General features: G+C 49.8%; 17 protein-coding genes and 1 tRNA gene. 9 read left to right on the forward strand and 9 right to left on the reverse strand.

Going from position 1 to position 15634, the window contains the following annotated elements:
- The 3 genes from MKQ68_RS24130 to MKQ68_RS24140 are packed head-to-tail and all read left to right on the forward strand — an operon-like array spanning position 1 to position 1777.
- Positions 1 to 372 carry a response regulator gene (locus tag MKQ68_RS24130; protein WP_264281296.1) on the forward strand — a complete coding sequence of 124 codons (372 nt, stop codon included), beginning with the start codon at positions 1 to 3 and terminating at the stop codon, positions 370 to 372.
- Positions 372 to 1202 (forward strand): CheR family methyltransferase, encoded by an 831-nt coding sequence (locus MKQ68_RS24135; RefSeq protein ID WP_264281297.1) that lies wholly within the window; start codon positions 372 to 374, stop codon positions 1200 to 1202. The genes MKQ68_RS24130 and MKQ68_RS24135 overlap by 1 nt, the downstream gene beginning before the upstream one ends.
- On the forward strand, positions 1181 to 1777 hold the full coding sequence (locus tag MKQ68_RS24140; protein ID WP_244845043.1) for a chemotaxis protein CheB: 597 nt from the start codon (positions 1181 to 1183) through the stop codon (positions 1775 to 1777). Before MKQ68_RS24135 ends, MKQ68_RS24140 begins: the two co-directional genes overlap by 22 nt.
- Here MKQ68_RS24140 and MKQ68_RS24145 read toward each other — a convergent pair.
- On the reverse strand, positions 1774 to 3393 hold the full coding sequence (locus tag MKQ68_RS24145) for a hybrid sensor histidine kinase/response regulator (RefSeq protein WP_264281298.1): 1620 nt from the start codon (positions 3391 to 3393) through the stop codon (positions 1774 to 1776). The two genes, MKQ68_RS24140 and MKQ68_RS24145, sit on opposite strands and share 4 nt — an antisense overlap.
- 281 nt (positions 3394 to 3674) lie before the next feature.
- On the opposite strand from MKQ68_RS24145, the gene MKQ68_RS24150 reads away from it, so the two are divergent.
- Positions 3675 to 6113, forward strand: a complete 2439-nt coding sequence (locus tag MKQ68_RS24150) for a CshA/CshB family fibrillar adhesin-related protein (RefSeq protein ID WP_264281299.1) — start codon at positions 3675 to 3677, stop codon at positions 6111 to 6113.
- A 57-nt stretch (positions 6114 to 6170) separates the two neighbouring features.
- Here MKQ68_RS24150 and MKQ68_RS24155 read toward each other — a convergent pair whose 3' ends face one another.
- Positions 6171 to 6929, reverse strand: a complete 759-nt coding sequence (locus tag MKQ68_RS24155) for a hypothetical protein (protein WP_264281300.1) — start codon at positions 6927 to 6929, stop codon at positions 6171 to 6173.
- Positions 6930 to 7079: 150 nt separating this feature from the next.
- On the opposite strand from MKQ68_RS24155, the gene purU reads away from it, so the two are divergent.
- Positions 7080 to 7907: a formyltetrahydrofolate deformylase gene (purU, locus tag MKQ68_RS24160; RefSeq protein ID WP_264281301.1), complete on the forward strand. Its 828-nt coding sequence runs from the start codon at positions 7080 to 7082 to the stop codon at positions 7905 to 7907.
- 48 nt (positions 7908 to 7955) lie between these two features.
- Positions 7956 to 8690: a TIGR02117 family protein gene (locus tag MKQ68_RS24165; RefSeq protein WP_264281302.1), complete on the forward strand. Its 735-nt coding sequence runs from the start codon at positions 7956 to 7958 to the stop codon at positions 8688 to 8690.
- On the opposite strand, the gene MKQ68_RS24170 is transcribed toward MKQ68_RS24165, so the two are convergent.
- On the reverse strand, positions 8637 to 9077 hold the full coding sequence (locus tag MKQ68_RS24170) for a lipocalin family protein (RefSeq protein ID WP_244845027.1): 441 nt from the start codon (positions 9075 to 9077) through the stop codon (positions 8637 to 8639). The two genes, MKQ68_RS24165 and MKQ68_RS24170, sit on opposite strands and share 54 nt — an antisense overlap.
- A gap of 213 nt (positions 9078 to 9290) precedes the next feature.
- Positions 9291 to 9902 (reverse strand): hypothetical protein, encoded by a 612-nt coding sequence (locus tag MKQ68_RS24175; protein WP_264281303.1) that lies wholly within the window; start codon positions 9900 to 9902, stop codon positions 9291 to 9293.
- A gap of 190 nt (positions 9903 to 10092) precedes the next feature.
- Here MKQ68_RS24175 and MKQ68_RS24180 point away from each other — a divergent pair, with 190 nt between their 5' ends.
- Entirely contained in the window at positions 10093 to 10836 is a 744-nt protein-coding gene (locus MKQ68_RS24180) for a class I SAM-dependent methyltransferase (protein ID WP_264281304.1), read from the forward strand.
- On the opposite strand, the gene MKQ68_RS24185 is transcribed toward MKQ68_RS24180, so the two are convergent.
- A complete protein-coding gene (locus MKQ68_RS24185) occupies positions 10833 to 11210 on the reverse strand; it encodes a winged helix-turn-helix transcriptional regulator (protein WP_264281305.1) in 378 nt (125 codons plus the stop codon). The two genes, MKQ68_RS24180 and MKQ68_RS24185, sit on opposite strands and share 4 nt — an antisense overlap.
- A 139-nt stretch (positions 11211 to 11349) precedes the next feature.
- Between MKQ68_RS24185 and MKQ68_RS24190 the strand changes: the two genes are divergently transcribed.
- Both MKQ68_RS24190 and MKQ68_RS24195 read left to right on the forward strand, forming a co-directional pair.
- Complete coding sequence (locus MKQ68_RS24190) at positions 11350 to 11994, forward strand: DUF2306 domain-containing protein (RefSeq protein WP_264281306.1); 645 nt, start codon at positions 11350 to 11352, stop codon at positions 11992 to 11994.
- A 44-nt stretch (positions 11995 to 12038) separates the two neighbouring features.
- The gene (locus MKQ68_RS24195; protein WP_264281307.1) at positions 12039 to 12893 is read left to right on the forward strand and encodes a family 43 glycosylhydrolase; all 855 of its coding nucleotides are present in this window, start codon (positions 12039 to 12041) and stop codon (positions 12891 to 12893) included.
- Here MKQ68_RS24195 and MKQ68_RS24200 read toward each other — a convergent pair.
- The 4 genes from MKQ68_RS24200 to MKQ68_RS24215 all read right to left on the reverse strand — a co-directional run bounded on the left by MKQ68_RS24200 (position 12883) and on the right by MKQ68_RS24215 (position 15605).
- Positions 12883 to 13428, reverse strand: a complete 546-nt coding sequence (locus MKQ68_RS24200; RefSeq protein WP_264281308.1) for a cupin domain-containing protein — start codon at positions 13426 to 13428, stop codon at positions 12883 to 12885. The genes MKQ68_RS24195 and MKQ68_RS24200 overlap by 11 nt on opposite strands.
- Before the next feature lie 74 nt (positions 13429 to 13502).
- The gene (locus MKQ68_RS24205) at positions 13503 to 14339 is read right to left on the reverse strand and encodes an AraC family transcriptional regulator (protein WP_264281309.1); all 837 of its coding nucleotides are present in this window, start codon (positions 14337 to 14339) and stop codon (positions 13503 to 13505) included.
- Between the two features lie 94 nt (positions 14340 to 14433).
- A tRNA-Ser gene (locus tag MKQ68_RS24210) sits at positions 14434 to 14520 on the reverse strand.
- Between the two features lie 53 nt (positions 14521 to 14573).
- Positions 14574 to 15605, reverse strand: coding sequence for an asparaginase (locus MKQ68_RS24215; protein WP_264281310.1), 1032 nt, complete (start codon positions 15603 to 15605; stop codon positions 14574 to 14576).
- Positions 15606 to 15634 lie beyond the last annotated feature (29 nt).

A 15634-nucleotide genomic window follows, 5' to 3' on the forward strand; every position in this document is an offset into this window, starting at 1 on the left:
ATGGAAAAAGACCTCCTGATAGTTGATGACGATGCCCGTAACATATTTGCGCTAAGAGCAGTGTTGAAAAGCCGGGGCATCAACTGCGTGACTGCCGGCAGCGCGGCGGAAGCGATGAGTATGTTGACAAATAACCACAACGTAGGTGTGGTACTAATGGACGTAATGATGCCGGATATGGACGGCTTTGAGGCATTACAGCTAATACGGAGCATTGAGGCCGTAAAATTGCTACCTGTAATTGCTGTCACCGCTAAAGCCATGAAAGGCGACCGCGAAAGATGCCTTTCTGCCGGTTTCGATGATTATGTGTCAAAACCCATCGACGTGGACGAACTGTTGGTTAAAATAAAAGAACACTTTACCGCATAATGTTGCGAACCCATTATATAAGCGAAGACGAAGTAAGCATGTTGCTGAACGATGTGCTGGAGCTGTACGGTTACGACTTTACCGACTACGCCCATGCATCTATCAACCGGCGTGTGAACTACCTGTTTAAAAAAGACAGGTTCACCAGTTTCGCTGAGTTCAGGTTCCGCGTTAAAAATGACAAGAATTATGTGACGCGTTTCGTGGAAGAGATCACCGTGAACGTAACAGAAATGTTCCGCGATCCTTTTTTCTACACCGCATTACAAAAGCAGGTGCTGCCCGTACTGGCCACGTACCCGTTCATCAGGATATGGCATGCCGGCTGCTCCACCGGCGAAGAAGTATATTCGCTCGCGATTATGCTGCAAGAGGCAAACATGTTACACAAGGCAAAGATCTATGCGACAGATATTAATAATACTGTGCTGGACAAAGCCCGCAAAGGAATTTTTCCCCTGGCGCATATGCAGCAGTATTCGCGCAACTACATCCAGATGGGTGGTACACAGGATTTTTCGCAATACTATACCGCCAATTACGAGTATGCCAAGTTCTCCGAAACCCTTTCAAAACAAATTGTATTTGCCGCACATAACCTGGTCACCGATCATTCGTTCAACGAGTTTCAGCTGATCGTTTGCCGTAATGTGCTCATCTACTTCAATAAAACTTTACAGGATAAGATCCTGCATCTTTTCGACGATAGCCTGGAAACCTTTGGCTTCCTTGCGCTGGGATCGAAAGAAACCCTGAACTTTACCAGCATATCGCACAAGTTCAGGCAGCTGGAAAACAGGCAGAAGATATGGAGGAAAACAATCGTGTAACACATCCGCGAATCGTAGTGATTGGTGGTTCTGCAGGCAGCCTGCGTACCATCCTGGAAATATTGCCCAACCTCGAGCCTAAACTACAGGCGGCGATCATTATTGTACTGCACCGTCATCACGTATATGACTCTACGCTTACAGATCTGTTGGCGATTAAAACAACGTTACCGGTAAAAGAGGCGGAGGAAAAGGAAGACATTCAGCCCGGAACGATCTACATAGCCCCATCCGACTACCATTTACTGGTGGAATCCGATTATTCTTTATCGCTCGATTATTCCGAAAAGGTGAACTACAGCCGGCCGAGCATCGACGTTACGCTCAGTTCTGCCGCGCCGGTATGCGGTGCGCGCATGGCGGCCCTGCTGTTAAGTGGTGGTAACAACGATGGTACCGATGGATTGGATGAGGTGCAGTCTTTCGGTGGTACTATTGCCGTGCAGGACCCGATCGATGCTGAGGTGGACTATATGCCCAAACACGCCTTGCAAACCTTACAGGTGCCTTTTGTATTGAAGAACCATGAGATGGCCGACTTCATTAATCGCTTTGCTGCAGAAGACCTGGTTTAACCGTTCTGAAAGCTTTCGCGCCAGGCGCCTTCCTGTTGTTTTTTACTTTCCGTTTGTCGCAGTGGCAATACAAAAATGAAGGATGACCCTTCGTTCAGCCGGCTCTTGGCCGTCAATGTACCATCGTGCCGCTCAATCACCTTTTTGGCGATGGCCAGTCCTATGCCGGTACCTTCGTAACGGTCCATTGTATGCAGGCGTTGGAAGATCGTAAATATCTTGGGAAGGTATTGCTCGTCAAACCCGATCCCGTTATCGCTGATGGTAATACGGCAGTACTGGCCGTCTGCGTCGGTGGGCGCGTTAACGTCACAATAAGCTACTAATTCCGTGTTAATATGGATTTCAGGCGGCGTATCGTTCTTACTGAACTTTAAGGCGTTGCTGATAATGTTCTGAAACACCTGCCTGATCTGGCCGGGCACTACCTCAATTTGTGGAATTTCTGACACAACGAAGCGCGCCTTCTTCTCTTCGATCGTGAGTTCCAGGTCGCTGAGTATTTCGTTGATCAGTTGATTGATGTCCGTTATCTCAAAGCCATTCGAAACCGACAGGCGGGAGAAGTTCAGCAGGTCGTTGATCAGCCTCGTCATCCGGTTGGATGAATACACGATACGATTCAGGAACGGGCGTATATCTTCGTTATCGTCCGGGAACTTGTCACGCAGCATGGCGCCGAAAAGGTGGATCTTGCGTAACGGTTCTTTTAAATCGTGCGAAGCTACGGAGGCAAATTGTTGCAGGTCGTGGTTACTTTCTTCCAGCGATTTGTTGATCAGCGAAAGTTCTTCCGTACGTTCCTGTACTTTTTGTTCCAGTATTTCGTTCGCCTGTTTCTGGTGAGAGATGTCTGTAAAAGTGCCGATCCATTTCACCGTTTGGCCGTCTTCATGCATGGGGGTTACCCTTAGCAGGTGACAGCGGTACTTACCTTCCCGCAAGTCTTTGATGTACGTTTCTTTTTCCAGCAATTTGCCGGAACGAAACGCCAGTTGCAGGTCTTCGTCCAGCGAACTTTCGCCGGCGGCAGTTTGCGGCATTACCGACATATTGGGCGAGTAGCGGAACCAGTGCTGGTTCGCATATTCGATCCGCCCATCTGCCGTAGCGGTAAAAGCAATCTGCGGAAGCGATTCAAGGATGGTGTGCAGCTCTTTCACTTTTTTGTCCAACGCCTGCTGTGCCTGTTTACGCACCTCTACTTCGTCCCTTAGTGATTGCTGAACAATATTCAGCTCCTGTGTTTGCTGGTACATCCGGTAGAAGGATTTCACCTTCATGATAAGGATGTCCGGATCGACCGGTTTTGTGATATAGTCTACACCGCCCGAGTCGTAGCCACGAGTGATGAACTTTTTATCTTTATTTACTGCGGATAGAAAAATGATGGGAATATCGCGCGCCTTGCTGTAGCCAGATAGCGCCTCTGCCACCTCGAAACCATCCATACTGGGCATCTGCACGTCCAGGATGATCAGCGTGTAACTCGTTTTCAGTATTTTTTTGAGCGCTTCTTCACCGGAGCTGGCGCTGTCTACCTGGAACTTGTACAGTTCCAGCGTTTTCTTTAATGACAGTATATTCTCTGGCTTGTCATCAACTATCAGAATCATACGGTGGTCGTTTCGCTGGCGTTGAAAGGCGGTTAAAAATTATTTGTCGGTCTAAGTATAGGAAAAATTCCTTTTCAATCGCAGCAGGAGAGACAGCAAAATTCTTGCCGTTATCATTACCTGTCAAGGATTTGGCGTATTAATCCCGTAAATTTATTAAATTTTAATGGCTGATATACAGTCGGTTAAGCGATGGGCCGCTATTTTACTCGATTGAGGAGTAAAAAGGGCCATCTGGTTTGGTATATTTATGCGCCTTTTGACCCCCGCCGGAAACAGCTATGACGAAAAAACTCCTGACAATACTGCTACTCCTTTGCAGCCAACTGGCCTCTGCGCAATTCGCAGACAGGGGTACAGGGGCATTGCGCGACCAGATATGGTGGCTGGATTGGAGTAACATTGCGCTTACTGCCAGCCATAGCATGGTTACGCCTGATGGCATGACACTCACCTTTTCAATTTCAAATGTAACTGGTTTTACACCAGCGCCCAGTGGTATGCGTACCTGGGGTGCGGCCATGTTACATTCCCTATACGACTTTTCTGATCCTGCGTTGATGCCTGCGCTCTATTCGTATGGTAACAACCAGAACACTAATTTCCGGCTGAATATTACGGCGCGGCGGAACGGGCAGCCCGTTGCCTTTACCGTCGTAACTGCAGATGCGGAAGCCAGTGCACCGAATGAAGTGACGACCATTACCACTAACAAAGGTGCCTGGAGTACCATTGACTTCTTCCGGAATTCCACCCAAACCTCGAATCCTGCACAGGGATGTGGCACCCGGCAGGTGCGCATTACCGATACCTACGGGATGGTATTAGGGCAAGTGTACGGACAAATGCCTGTACTGGCCACCACCTCCACCGACGGATCGATTGCGCTGGATGTAGAATATAATAAGGGCGGCGCCTATGGCGGGATGGCGCTTGCCTTTGGCGTGTACTCGCCGATAGACCGCGGCGATTTGCCTGCGAGTTATGGTTTTGCACAACACCGGCTTACCTACCAGGTGTTGAACAGCTGCAATTTTAACCCGCCATATCCATCACAGGTGCCATCTGTTTCGCTTACGCTCGGCAGCATGCCCGGCGATGCGGACGGACAGCAAACGTTGAATGATAATGCGCTGGTGGCAGATGAAGACGCGATCAGTTCTTTTCCGGCGTATAACGGCTCGGGTACTTATAGCCTTGCCGTTCCGCTGGTGAACACGACAGGCGCTGCCGCCTACCTGGCTGGCTGGTTCGACTTTAACGGGGATAAACAGTTTACCTTGGCCGAGCGGGCCGTTGCCACCATTGCCACCGGCAGCACCAGCGCTACACTCACGTGGGCGGGGCTGCCAGCAGAGTTGCCGGCCCCTACGGCTGCGGACTACCACGACTTTGGCCTGCGGCTTCGCTTATCCTCCGACCAGGCAGATGCCCAACAGCCTGCTGGTCCTGCCCGGGATGGGGAGGTAGAGGATTATCTCGTACCGTTTTACATTCCCTGTAAGTTCGCGCTGCCTGCAGATAAAGTACTTGATCTTTGCTCCGGCGAAACCGTACAATTGAATGCCAGCCAGGCTGATGCAGTGTCGTACCGCTGGGCAGCGAATAATACCCTGAGTGATGATGGCATTGGAAACCCGGTGGCCAGTCCTACAACGAACACCACCTACCAGGTAACGGCGCAGGATATACGAGGTTGCCAGGATGCGGCCAGCTTTATTGTTAATGTGCGTCCATCGCCGACCATTAATACCAGTGGCGACGTGAGGATATGTGCGGGACAGTCGGCGCCGTTGTCGGCCAGCAGTGCCATTAACGCTGCTTTCAGCTGGTCGCCGGCCGTGGGTTTGAATGATGCGGGCATCAGTAATCCGACGGCCTCTCCAACATCTACTACCAGTTATGTGGTGACTGCCACCAGTGCGAATAATTGTAAAAGTACTGCCCGTGTGAACGTGGCGGTGACCAGCGCGCCGGTATTTAGTGTGAGTTCGTACAATCAGTCCGTTTGTGTGGGGGAGGAAGTGGTGATAAAAGCAAGTGGCGGAGATGCCTATACCTGGCGGGCGCCGGATAAAACTGCGATTGGTACGGGTGGGGAGCTGCGGTTACAGGCGGCTGCGGGCGGTATGTATTCCGTAGAGATCACCGACCAGGTATGTAACATCAGCAGAACATTCGATCTTCCTTTAAGCGTGGCATCGCAACCGCAAACGTCTGTCACCAAAAGTAATGATGTTGACTGTATACATGGCAGCGCCATGCTGCAGGCCAGCGGTGGCCTCACTTACAGCTGGGACCCGGCGCCTGGTTTAAACACGCTGAGCGGCGATAAAGTGGTGGTAACGCCCGGGCAGCCCACGATGTATTATGTGAACGTAAGCAACGGTGGCAAGTGTGTGAAAAAGGACTCCGTATTTGTAGACTTCAATGCCAACAGTGAATTGAGTAGCTTCCCGATGGCCAATGCCTTTTCGCCCAACAACGATGGCCGGAATGATTGCTTCGGACTAAAGTTCTGGGGGCCGGTATTACAGCTGGACTTCTCCGTATTTAACCGTTGGGGCGAGCTGGTGTTTCATACCGATGATCCATTGCATTGCTGGGATGGATCTTTCAAAGGCGCTCCGCAACCGGCGGGTACTTACGTGTTCGTCGTGAAGGCGAAAACCGCTTGTGGCAACGGGGAGCGGCAGGGGACGGTGGTGTTGGTGCGATAGGTGTACTGCCGCTGAAGTGAGTGACACAACGGCGGCTGATTAAAGGAGAGAAGTTGATTACCCCAGTTTATAACTCGCCATTTGTTTGCGCGACAGCCATAGCCACTTCTGGTTCAGGCGGCGTACGTAACGCGGGTGGAGCCCGATTTCTTTGATCACAGTTTGAAACTGCTCTTTCGCCTCTCGGGGGCGGCGCTGTTTGTCGAGGAACATCCCGTAGCGGTACATGCCCTCAAGGGAGTGATGAATGCGGACCACCTTCTTATATTCTTCCTCGGCTTTTTCAATGCTGCCCGCGCTTTCCAGAGCTTGTGCATACGCCAGTTCATCTTCCGCTTTTTTCATAAACACCTTCTTAGACGAGAATGCTTTCTCAAAGTTTGCGATGCTCGACGTGTAGTCGCCGGCGTGATACTGCAACCTTGCCAGCAGCATCACGATGCCCGGATCATTGGCATACAGGTCGCTCAGGCAGCTTTTCACCAGTTCGATAGCCTGGTCGTACTTCTTTTGCTCACCGTACGCTTCGGCCAGCACCAGCCGATTGGTGACAGTATCGGCAGTTTGTCGTTTACGTTCCAGGTCGCGGATTAGGCTATTGGGAAAAATGTAACGTTGAAGGTTGTGCAGGAACTGTCCACGGCTGATTTCGGGTACGATCTCAAGCACGATGTAGGCCAGGGAACCGATACCGGGCAGGAAGATGAGCAGGTAGATCATATCACGCCGGCCGGTTTTGTAGGCATGAATAATACAGATTACTTGCAGGATAGGTATGATCACAAAGGCGTTATGCCAGTATGCAAACAGGTTCATTGTAGGTTAGGAATTTATGCTGATGCGTTAACAGTTCTGGCGCAATAATAAATATTTTTCCTGGTTGCTTCTTATAAAAATGAATAGACAGGCTGCGCCACCATTGCGGCACAAATTGCAAAATGCTGTTTTTTTGGCTATTTTCAGCGTATGATCATTGTTATTCAATGTACTGACCAGGTAGGCCGTGTGGCGGCTATATCCGGTGTACTATCCGCCGAAAAACTTAATATCGTATCCCTCCGCGAGCATGTAGACGTTGGGCAGAACCATTTCTATATGCGCGTACACGTTGAGCAGGATGCGCCTGCCGGGCCCCTTACCGAAAAGCTGCGCGCCGTATTGCCGGCCGATGCCATCGTACAGGTAAATCCACAGCCGGAGAAAAAGATCGTAGTAATGGTCACCAGGGAGTATCATTGCCTGGCCGACATACTCGTTCGCCATCATTTTAAAACCCTGGGCGCACAGGTGTTATGTGTAATTGGTAACCATACTACTTTGCAGGACATCTGCGGCCGGTTTGATGTGCCGTTTCACCCCGTGTTGCATGACCCGGCCGATAAGGTAAATTTTGAAGCTGAGATAGAGACGATCGTTACGGAACATGCGCCCGATTACATCGTATTGGCGAAGTTCATGCGTATTCTGTCTCCCGGTTTTGTGTCGAAGTTCGCGGGCAGGATCATCAATATTCATCACTCTTTTTTGCCCGCATTTGCCGGTGCTAATCCGTACAAACGCGCGTTTGAAAGAGGCGTTAAGATGATCGGCGCTACTGCCCACTTTGTAACCGATGAACTGGACGAGGGGCCGATCATTACCCAGCAAATCATCCCCGTAAACCATACCTATACTGCTACAGGCATGGTGAAAGCTGGCAGGGAGATTGAAACCGCCGTACTGGCCAGGGCGTTGCAACTGGTGTTTGAAGACCGGGTGTTTGTTTATCAGAATAAAACCGTTGTATTCGAATAAGTAGGGTTACCAAAATGCGTTTTCGGGATATAGAAGAAAGTGAACGGTATGAGAAAGGTGTTTCGCCGATTCCTGAAGACGCTCCTCTTTACATTCGCCTTCGTTATTGCTTTTGCGGCCTTGTACCTATTGGCCGCCTGGGGTTTGTCGCGCATTACGGTAGAACGGGTGCCGGCGCCGGCCGAGGTTGAAATTTACCTGCTCTCCAATGGTGTGCATAGTGATATTGTTGTACCGGCAGCAAATGAAGTGAGAAACTGGCGGCTGCAAGTGCCCACGGCTCATACATTGGGCAACGATACCACCGCGGCTTATCTGGCCTTTGGTTGGGGAGACAAGGGCTTTTACCTGGAAACGCCCACCTTCGCCGATCTTACCGCCAAGGTGGCTCTTAAGGCAGTATTCGGATTAAGTACTTCGGCGATGCATACTACTTACTACCGATCTATGCATGTAGGGGCTGATTGCAAACGCATCCTCATCAGCAAAGCGCAATACGCGCAGCTGGTAAAGTTTATCGATAATAGTTTTAAGGATAAAAATGTGGCAGTAATTGCCGGTGTTCACTACAATAATGATGACGCTTTTTACGATGGCCGTGGTCGATATCACCTGTTCCATACCTGTAATACCTGGACCAATAACGCCCTGAAGGCCTGTGGCCAACGCGCTTGTTTATGGACGCCCTTCGATAAGGGATCTTTTACCAGTATCGCGATTTGTAGCAATTTATTTGGCATGCGTGAAGATATACACCTGGTAGTCATAGCCAGCCTGCGATGATAAGCGCACGTAGTATTTTAATTGTTTAGGCGTCACTTCTCCCAACATATATTCGACGCCGTTAATCGTGATCTTACGACGGTTGAAGTCCATGGAGTATTTCACCTGGTAACCTGTTTCGTCACCGCCGCAGAGCGTGGCACCTTTGTTAACCGTCATAGAATCCGCGCTGAATTTATACGTATCGTCCTTCTGACACTCCAGTACCGGGTTGTACAGCAGTTTGCCGGCCGGGCTGGTTACCGGGTTTTGATCAATGGTAGTGGGAACCCATTCGCCGGCTTTCAGGAAAGCTGCGGCGGTACTCGCATTGTCGATCGTTTCCTCTTTCTCGCAGGCAAATAAAGTGGTTGCTATGGCAGCAACTATGATCATTACTTTTTTCATGCTAAAGCGGCGTGTTATTTATGACTCGATAACGGGACGCAAGATACGCCTTTTTCAGGCTGGCTGGCTTGCGGGCGCGTTGTCTGATTGTCAAATTTTCGGTGGTAAAACGGCGGAAGTAGCGTAAATGTTACAAAAAGCGAAGGCGGCCATATATGACAATGGCCGGCAGGCGTAGTACTGACGGGCATTTGTGGTTATTTTAAAGTTTTGTTAAACGCGGTTTGCTTTTTCCTGGAAATGCAGCACGTAGGTGCAGATGCGGGAAAGCGTGTTGTCGAAAGGACTTTGAAAATGCGCAAGCGAATAACGAACGGTAGGGCCGTTCTTCATCAGGAGCGTGAGGTGATAGGGCTGTTTATTGCCTGCTTTCTTAGTCAGGCAAACATCAATAATCTCGTTCCAGGGGTAAGTGCGCTGATCGAGTTGAATAGCGTATGACGATAGCACGATCTTTTGCTCCGTGGTTAGTGCAAAGATCAGGGTCCTGACAACATTGACAACGAGCAGTACTAACGTTGCGTAAAGAAATAACGCATAACTGGTCGTGCGGAATGGCAACAATTTGTCGCGTTGCATGAAATAAAATAAGGCTGTGATACCCAGGCCGAAAATAGCCTGGAAGATGTATTTGGTTTTAGGGATCGTAATCACCTTTTCGGTTAGCCATTCATCTACCGGGTATAAATCTTTATTAGCCTCGGAAGCCAGGTTGGTGATCCCCGGTTTAAACCCAAGGGTCTTTTCTAACCAGGTCATTTTTTGTTGTTCTTCGGTGGCGAGCTGCTCGTAAGCAGTGGTTTTAGAGGTTATTTCCTGGAACATAGCTAGAGATGTTTCGTACAAATATTGCATCAAAATAAAGCTTTAATAGGTGAAATGGGATCTGATAATGCATTTTGTTTTTATCAAGTTTCCCTTTACGTGTAACCTTTCCCTTTACCGTGCGTTTAACGTGCATGTAGAAGATCTGGCAAACCCACTCTTTACCCGAAAAGAACATATGCGTAAACTTATGAAACGAGCCTGGAAAATGGGCTCCAGGATTCCTTTGCTTGTAGACAACCTGTTCGATGCAGACTCCCTTGCACATGACGTGTCTTCACCCAAACACGTATCTCACACCGAGTGGGAAAATTATTTATACAAAAACTGGAATAAGTCCGGTGTCCGCATCCTTGAGATTGGCAGCCGGGAAGTAACCGGATTTTCCAAAGCGCGTAAACAATTTGATAAGGCAGCATATGTGGGATTTGATTTTTACGCTGGCCACAACGTAGATGTGGTGGGCGATGCGCATAAGTTGGCCAGCTATTTTGGCGAACAGCGGTTCGACCTGATTTATTCCAGCGCGTGTTTCGAGCATTTCGCGATGCCCTGGGTAGTAGCGGGTGAAATACAGAAGCTGTTGAAAATGGGCGGTGCTGTGTTTGTTGAAACCCATTTCTCATTCCGCTCTCACGAGCGCCCCTGGAACTTCTTTCAGTTTAGCGATATGGGCTTGCGGGCGCTGTTTTCCCCTGCCATGGGCTTTGAGTGCCTTGACTCGGGCATGTCTACCCCGATAGTAGCCCGTTTCTCCTCCAAAGGCCCGCGTTACCTGCGTAACGTGCGGATCGATGGTATGTATTGCCATAGTGAGTTTCTTGGCAGGAAGGTGAGAGAGGTAAATGATTTTAGCTGGCAGCAGGTGGATTTGGATGAAGTGGTGGAGGGGACGAGGTATCCGGAGCCGAAGAATAATCCAGGCGTCGTTTAACATACCGCCTCCACATCTCTCACCGGTGTATACTGATTTATCCGCTGCACCACCTCCTTATGCTGGTTGCCCCATGCGCTTAGCTGCTCCAGTATAGGCAGGATGCTTTCGCCCATAGGCGTCAGTGAGTATTCTACGTATAGCGGAAATCCGGGCTGCACTGTTTTAGTCAGCACTTCGTAAGTTACGAGTTCGCTCAGCTGCATGTCTATCACTCTCGGGGTCGTAGATGTGATTTCACGATGAAGTTCACTTGGCCTTCTGATACCGCGGGAAATAGCCTCAATGATGCAGGGCTTCCATTTCGCGCCGAACACTTTCATCGCTACGATGATGCCGCAATCGAGGTCCTCCTTTATCTTCTTTTCGTACATCTTTTTTTAGATGAAGTTAACCATTTTCGGGGTGTTCTGTTCGCGTCGGAATACCGAATAATTATTCGGTACCTGAAAATGCTTTCGGTTATTTTTTTCGCGCCAGGGGTGGCCGAATTTGCAGTCTAAAATTTTACAGATGTCTGCATATTCTAAATCCCGTTTACAAACGCCCTGGCATAAGTTGATCACTATCCCGCAGCTGCTGGGATGGCTGCTGATTTTCGCGCTCACGAAGTACTTCATGAGCGGCGCCGACCATTTCCTGGCGCTTACGAAGGAGGCATTGGGTAAGTACTTTACGCTGCGTTGGGTGCTGATTGCGCATATCACGGCCGGTGGCGGCGCATTGATATTGGGGCCGGTACAATTCTGGAGCCGATTGAGAACACAGTATGTACGGCTGCACCGCTGGCTTGGCCTGGCGTACCTGCTCGCCATACTGGTGAGTTCTGTATGCGCACTGATTTTAAGCTTTACCACATCTTATGAAGTAAATTGGGCCTACGCATTTTCGTTGCAGGTGTGGGTGGCTGTATGGATTATTACGACGGTCATCGCTTACCGCGCTGCGCTTATGCATCAGTATAAATTACACCAGGAGTGGATGGTGCGCAGTTACATGGTATCGCTCGCTTTCATCATCTCCGGCCTGGCGCTGAAATTTCTGCTGTGGATAGATTTTGGCAGCTTTGAAGATATTGCTCCCTCGTTATTCTGGATGGGCTGGTCGGTGCCATTGTTTATTTACCAGGTGATCTTAAGTTTTAAGCCGAAACATTAACTTACTGGCAGGTCATTTGTACCATTCCTGCAAACATCGCGCATATGGCAAACCCGATTGTCCGACATGTATATACCGCCGATCCTACCGCCCTTGTACATGAAGGTCGCGTCTATCTTTTCACCGGTCATGATGAACCTCCGCCTGGTGTGGATGATTATGTGATGCATGACTGGCAGTGTTTTTCTTCTGGAGATATGCTTCAATGGCAAGATCACGGCTCGCCATTATCAGCAGCAGACTTTAAGTGGGCTTCCGGGGATGCTTATGCGTCGAAAGTGATCTGCTATCACGACAAGTTTTATTGGTTTGTAGCAGTCACCAACAGCGCTGATAGTAAAAGTGCGGTCGGTGTTGCCGTGGCCGACGTGCCTTATGGTCCTTACCAGGATGCATTGGGCCGGCCTTTGATCACGCATGATATGTTGCCTGCCAATGACAATCCCAAGGCCAATCTCGATCCCACGGTGTTGTTGCATGACGATCGGTTGTACATATGCTGGGGTCATCAAACCTGTTATTCTTCCAGGCTGAACGAGGCTGTTACCGGTCTGGATGCGTCTATCCAAACGATAGCCCTTCCACAGTTCAGCGAAGGAGCGCATCTGCACGAAAGAGATGGTTGGTTTTATTTATCCTACGGATATGGAATGCCTGAGCAGGTGGCCTATGCGATGAGCAGAGACATTGCCGGGCCATGGAACTTTACAGGAATATTAAACGATGTGCCGGAAAATTGTGAGACCAACCGGCCCTGCGTTTTACACTTTGCGGGCAAAGACTATTTCTTCTATCACAACGGCGCCCTGCCCGGCGGTGGCAGCCATCGGCGATCGGTTTGTGTGAACGAATTGTTTTATGAGGAGGATGGCACGATGAGAAAGGTGATCATGAAATAAGCAGTGGCGGTCCCACCACTTTCATATCATGCGCTGCAAAGATCCGTGCCCCTTCTTCCGGTGTTGGTACGCCTTTCAAAGCGCCAATCGCCCGAAAGAAGTCTTCCATTTTACCGGATGGCTGGAAGAAGAAAAACATTTTGCCCTGGTCCGTCAGCTGCGCAAAAGTGTGCGGCACATTTCTCGGTAGAAATATCGTATCACCCGCCTGTAAGGTGAACTGTTCTTCGCCTACCTGGAAGAGGTAGCGGCCTTCCACGATGTAAAACGTTTCGTCCTGGTGGGGGTGAAGGTGTAATGGTGGACCGCCTTTTTCTCTGCCCGTATAGTCGAATACCGTCAGTTGTGCGTCCGTATCCTTTGACGATACCTTAATATTGTTAGGGCTGAGGCCAACAGTCGTCTTTTCGCCAAAGCGGCTTTCCCCATTTCGGATCACGAACCCTTTTGGATTCCTATCGGTGAAAAGGCTGTTGCTGATAGCGAGGGTCGGACTGGCCAGTACAGCGGTCAGCAGGAAGTTTCTTCTTTGCATATGTTGATGTTGTTGCTCGGTGCAAAGTTGATAGAAACAGGCCAAGCATCAGTGGTAAAAAAGCGACATTTTACTCAGTAGGTGTCTGCATCCCCAAACACTCGTTCAGGCGCTGATAAGTCGAGCAAATGGAAGTCGCGCGGTGTTTGTCCGGTGATCGTTTTATAATCCTTTACGAGATGTTGATAATCGTGATAGCCACAATGTACAGCGATTGTAAGCCAGTCCAGCTGTGGGTACCGGTTTTTCATCCGGAAGGCATTTTCGAATCGTACTACCTTTTGAAAGTATTTAGGAGATGCGCCCATCCGGTCTAAGAATTTGCGCTCGTATTGACGGAGACTCAGACATGATTCTTTAGCGAGCCAGTCGATGCTCAGCGGTTTATCTGCCGTTAACACCAAGTTGCCGATCGTATCCATCGGATGCTCGTCCTTACAAACTTTCATGTTGCCCAGCAATCGTTCAACGATGTTGATCATCTCCCGAAAGTTGTCCGTCGCCGCCAGCTTTTCATTCACCTCTTTCAGCTCGTTGGTATTGAAGATGGTCGTTGCGTCCAGGTAACAGTTTGCCAGCTCGTGTGACGGAATGCCCGTAATACGATACAGCGCGCCCGGACGGAACACCACCTGGAACAGCAGGAAATCATGCCCCACGAAGCGTTGGCTCACCTCGTGCTGGATGCCGAATAGCACTACCGGTATTTTTTCGTACGTAGTACCGCTGTGCGCGTATTGTGCAGTTTCCGTATCGCGTGGGTAGAAGCTGAGGCAATGCTCTGGTCGCGGTGGATAAGGTTTGGGAGGGATGGTGAGATGCCTTTCGAACTTGAAATTGATGACACGATACACCCGTATCAGGTTTTGTAACCTGGCACTTGGCGTAAATTCGTGTAGGACGAGGGGCATGGGGTGAGGTTGTAGTTAAAATTAAGGAAAATAGGGGAGGAGGCATTAAACAAAAAATGCCCAAAGACCGAAGTCAATGAGCATTTAAAGCTTGCGGAGAAGAAGGGATTCGAACCCTTGAAACCCTTTCGAGTTTACACACTTTCCAGGCGTGCCAGTTCAACCACTCCTGCACTTCTCCGTATGGGTTGAAGGGCTGCAAAGATAGGGATCTTTTGCAACTTTCCAACCTTTTTATAAAGTTTCTGAAGGGGTCAGCTCCCCGCGTAACGAGGTTTCTACCTGGCAGCGCAGCTCCTCCGGGCTTAGCTCCTGGCCGAGCAGGAACATGAGCTTCGTAGTGGCCGCCTCAAAGGTCATGTCATGACCGCTGATCACGCCAATGTCCTGCAGGTAGCGGCTGGTTTCGTATTTGCCAAGCTCTACCGATCCGCCGTCGCACTGGGTGATGTCCACCATCGTGATGCCTTTATCGATGCCGCGTTTCAGGCAGTCGATGAACCATTGCTGGGTGGTAGCGTTGCCGCTACCGAAGGTTTCGAGGATCAGGCCTTTTAAACCGGGTGTGTTGATGATCGCATCTACGGCGCGACGGCTGATGCCGGGGAATATCTTGAGTACGGAAATATTGGACTCGAGGTTCTTATGCACTTTCAGCGGCTTTTCGGGCGCGGGCAGTACATAAGGATTTTTGTATTTGATGTCGATGCCCGCTTCGGCCAGGGCCGGGTAGTTCATGGAGTAAAACGCCTCAAATTTCTCGGCATTATACTTTTTGGCGCGGTTACCGCGGAACAGCATAAAGTCAAAGTAGATGCATACTTCGGGCACTACTACCTGCCCGTTATGCCGCGTGGCGGCGATTTCCATGGCGGTAATGATGTTCTCCTTCGCATCGGTCCTGATTTTACCGATAGGTAACTGCGAACCGGTAAGGATTACCGGTTTGGACAGGTTCTCGAGCATGAAGCTGAGGGCGGAGGCGGTAAAGGCCATCGTGTCGGACCCGTGCAGGATCACGAAGCCATCGTAGCGGTCGTAACGGTCTTCTATAATGCCGGCCAGTTCTACCCAAACATCGGGCGACATGTCCGAACTATCCATGGGCGGATTAAAAGCGTAAACGTAAAAGTCGATCCCCATCCTGTACAATTCAGGCAGGTTGTTGCGGATTTCGTTAAAGCCGATTGGTCGTAAAGCGCTGGTCTTCTCGTCGTAGATCATCCCCACGGTTCCTCCCGTATAGATGATAAGTATTTTACTCATGTATCTGGTGCAAGTGCAATGCAAATGTA

It is taken from the genome of Chitinophaga horti, from assembly GCF_022867795.2.
Classification (GTDB): Bacteria; Bacteroidota; Bacteroidia; order Chitinophagales; family Chitinophagaceae; genus Chitinophaga; species Chitinophaga horti.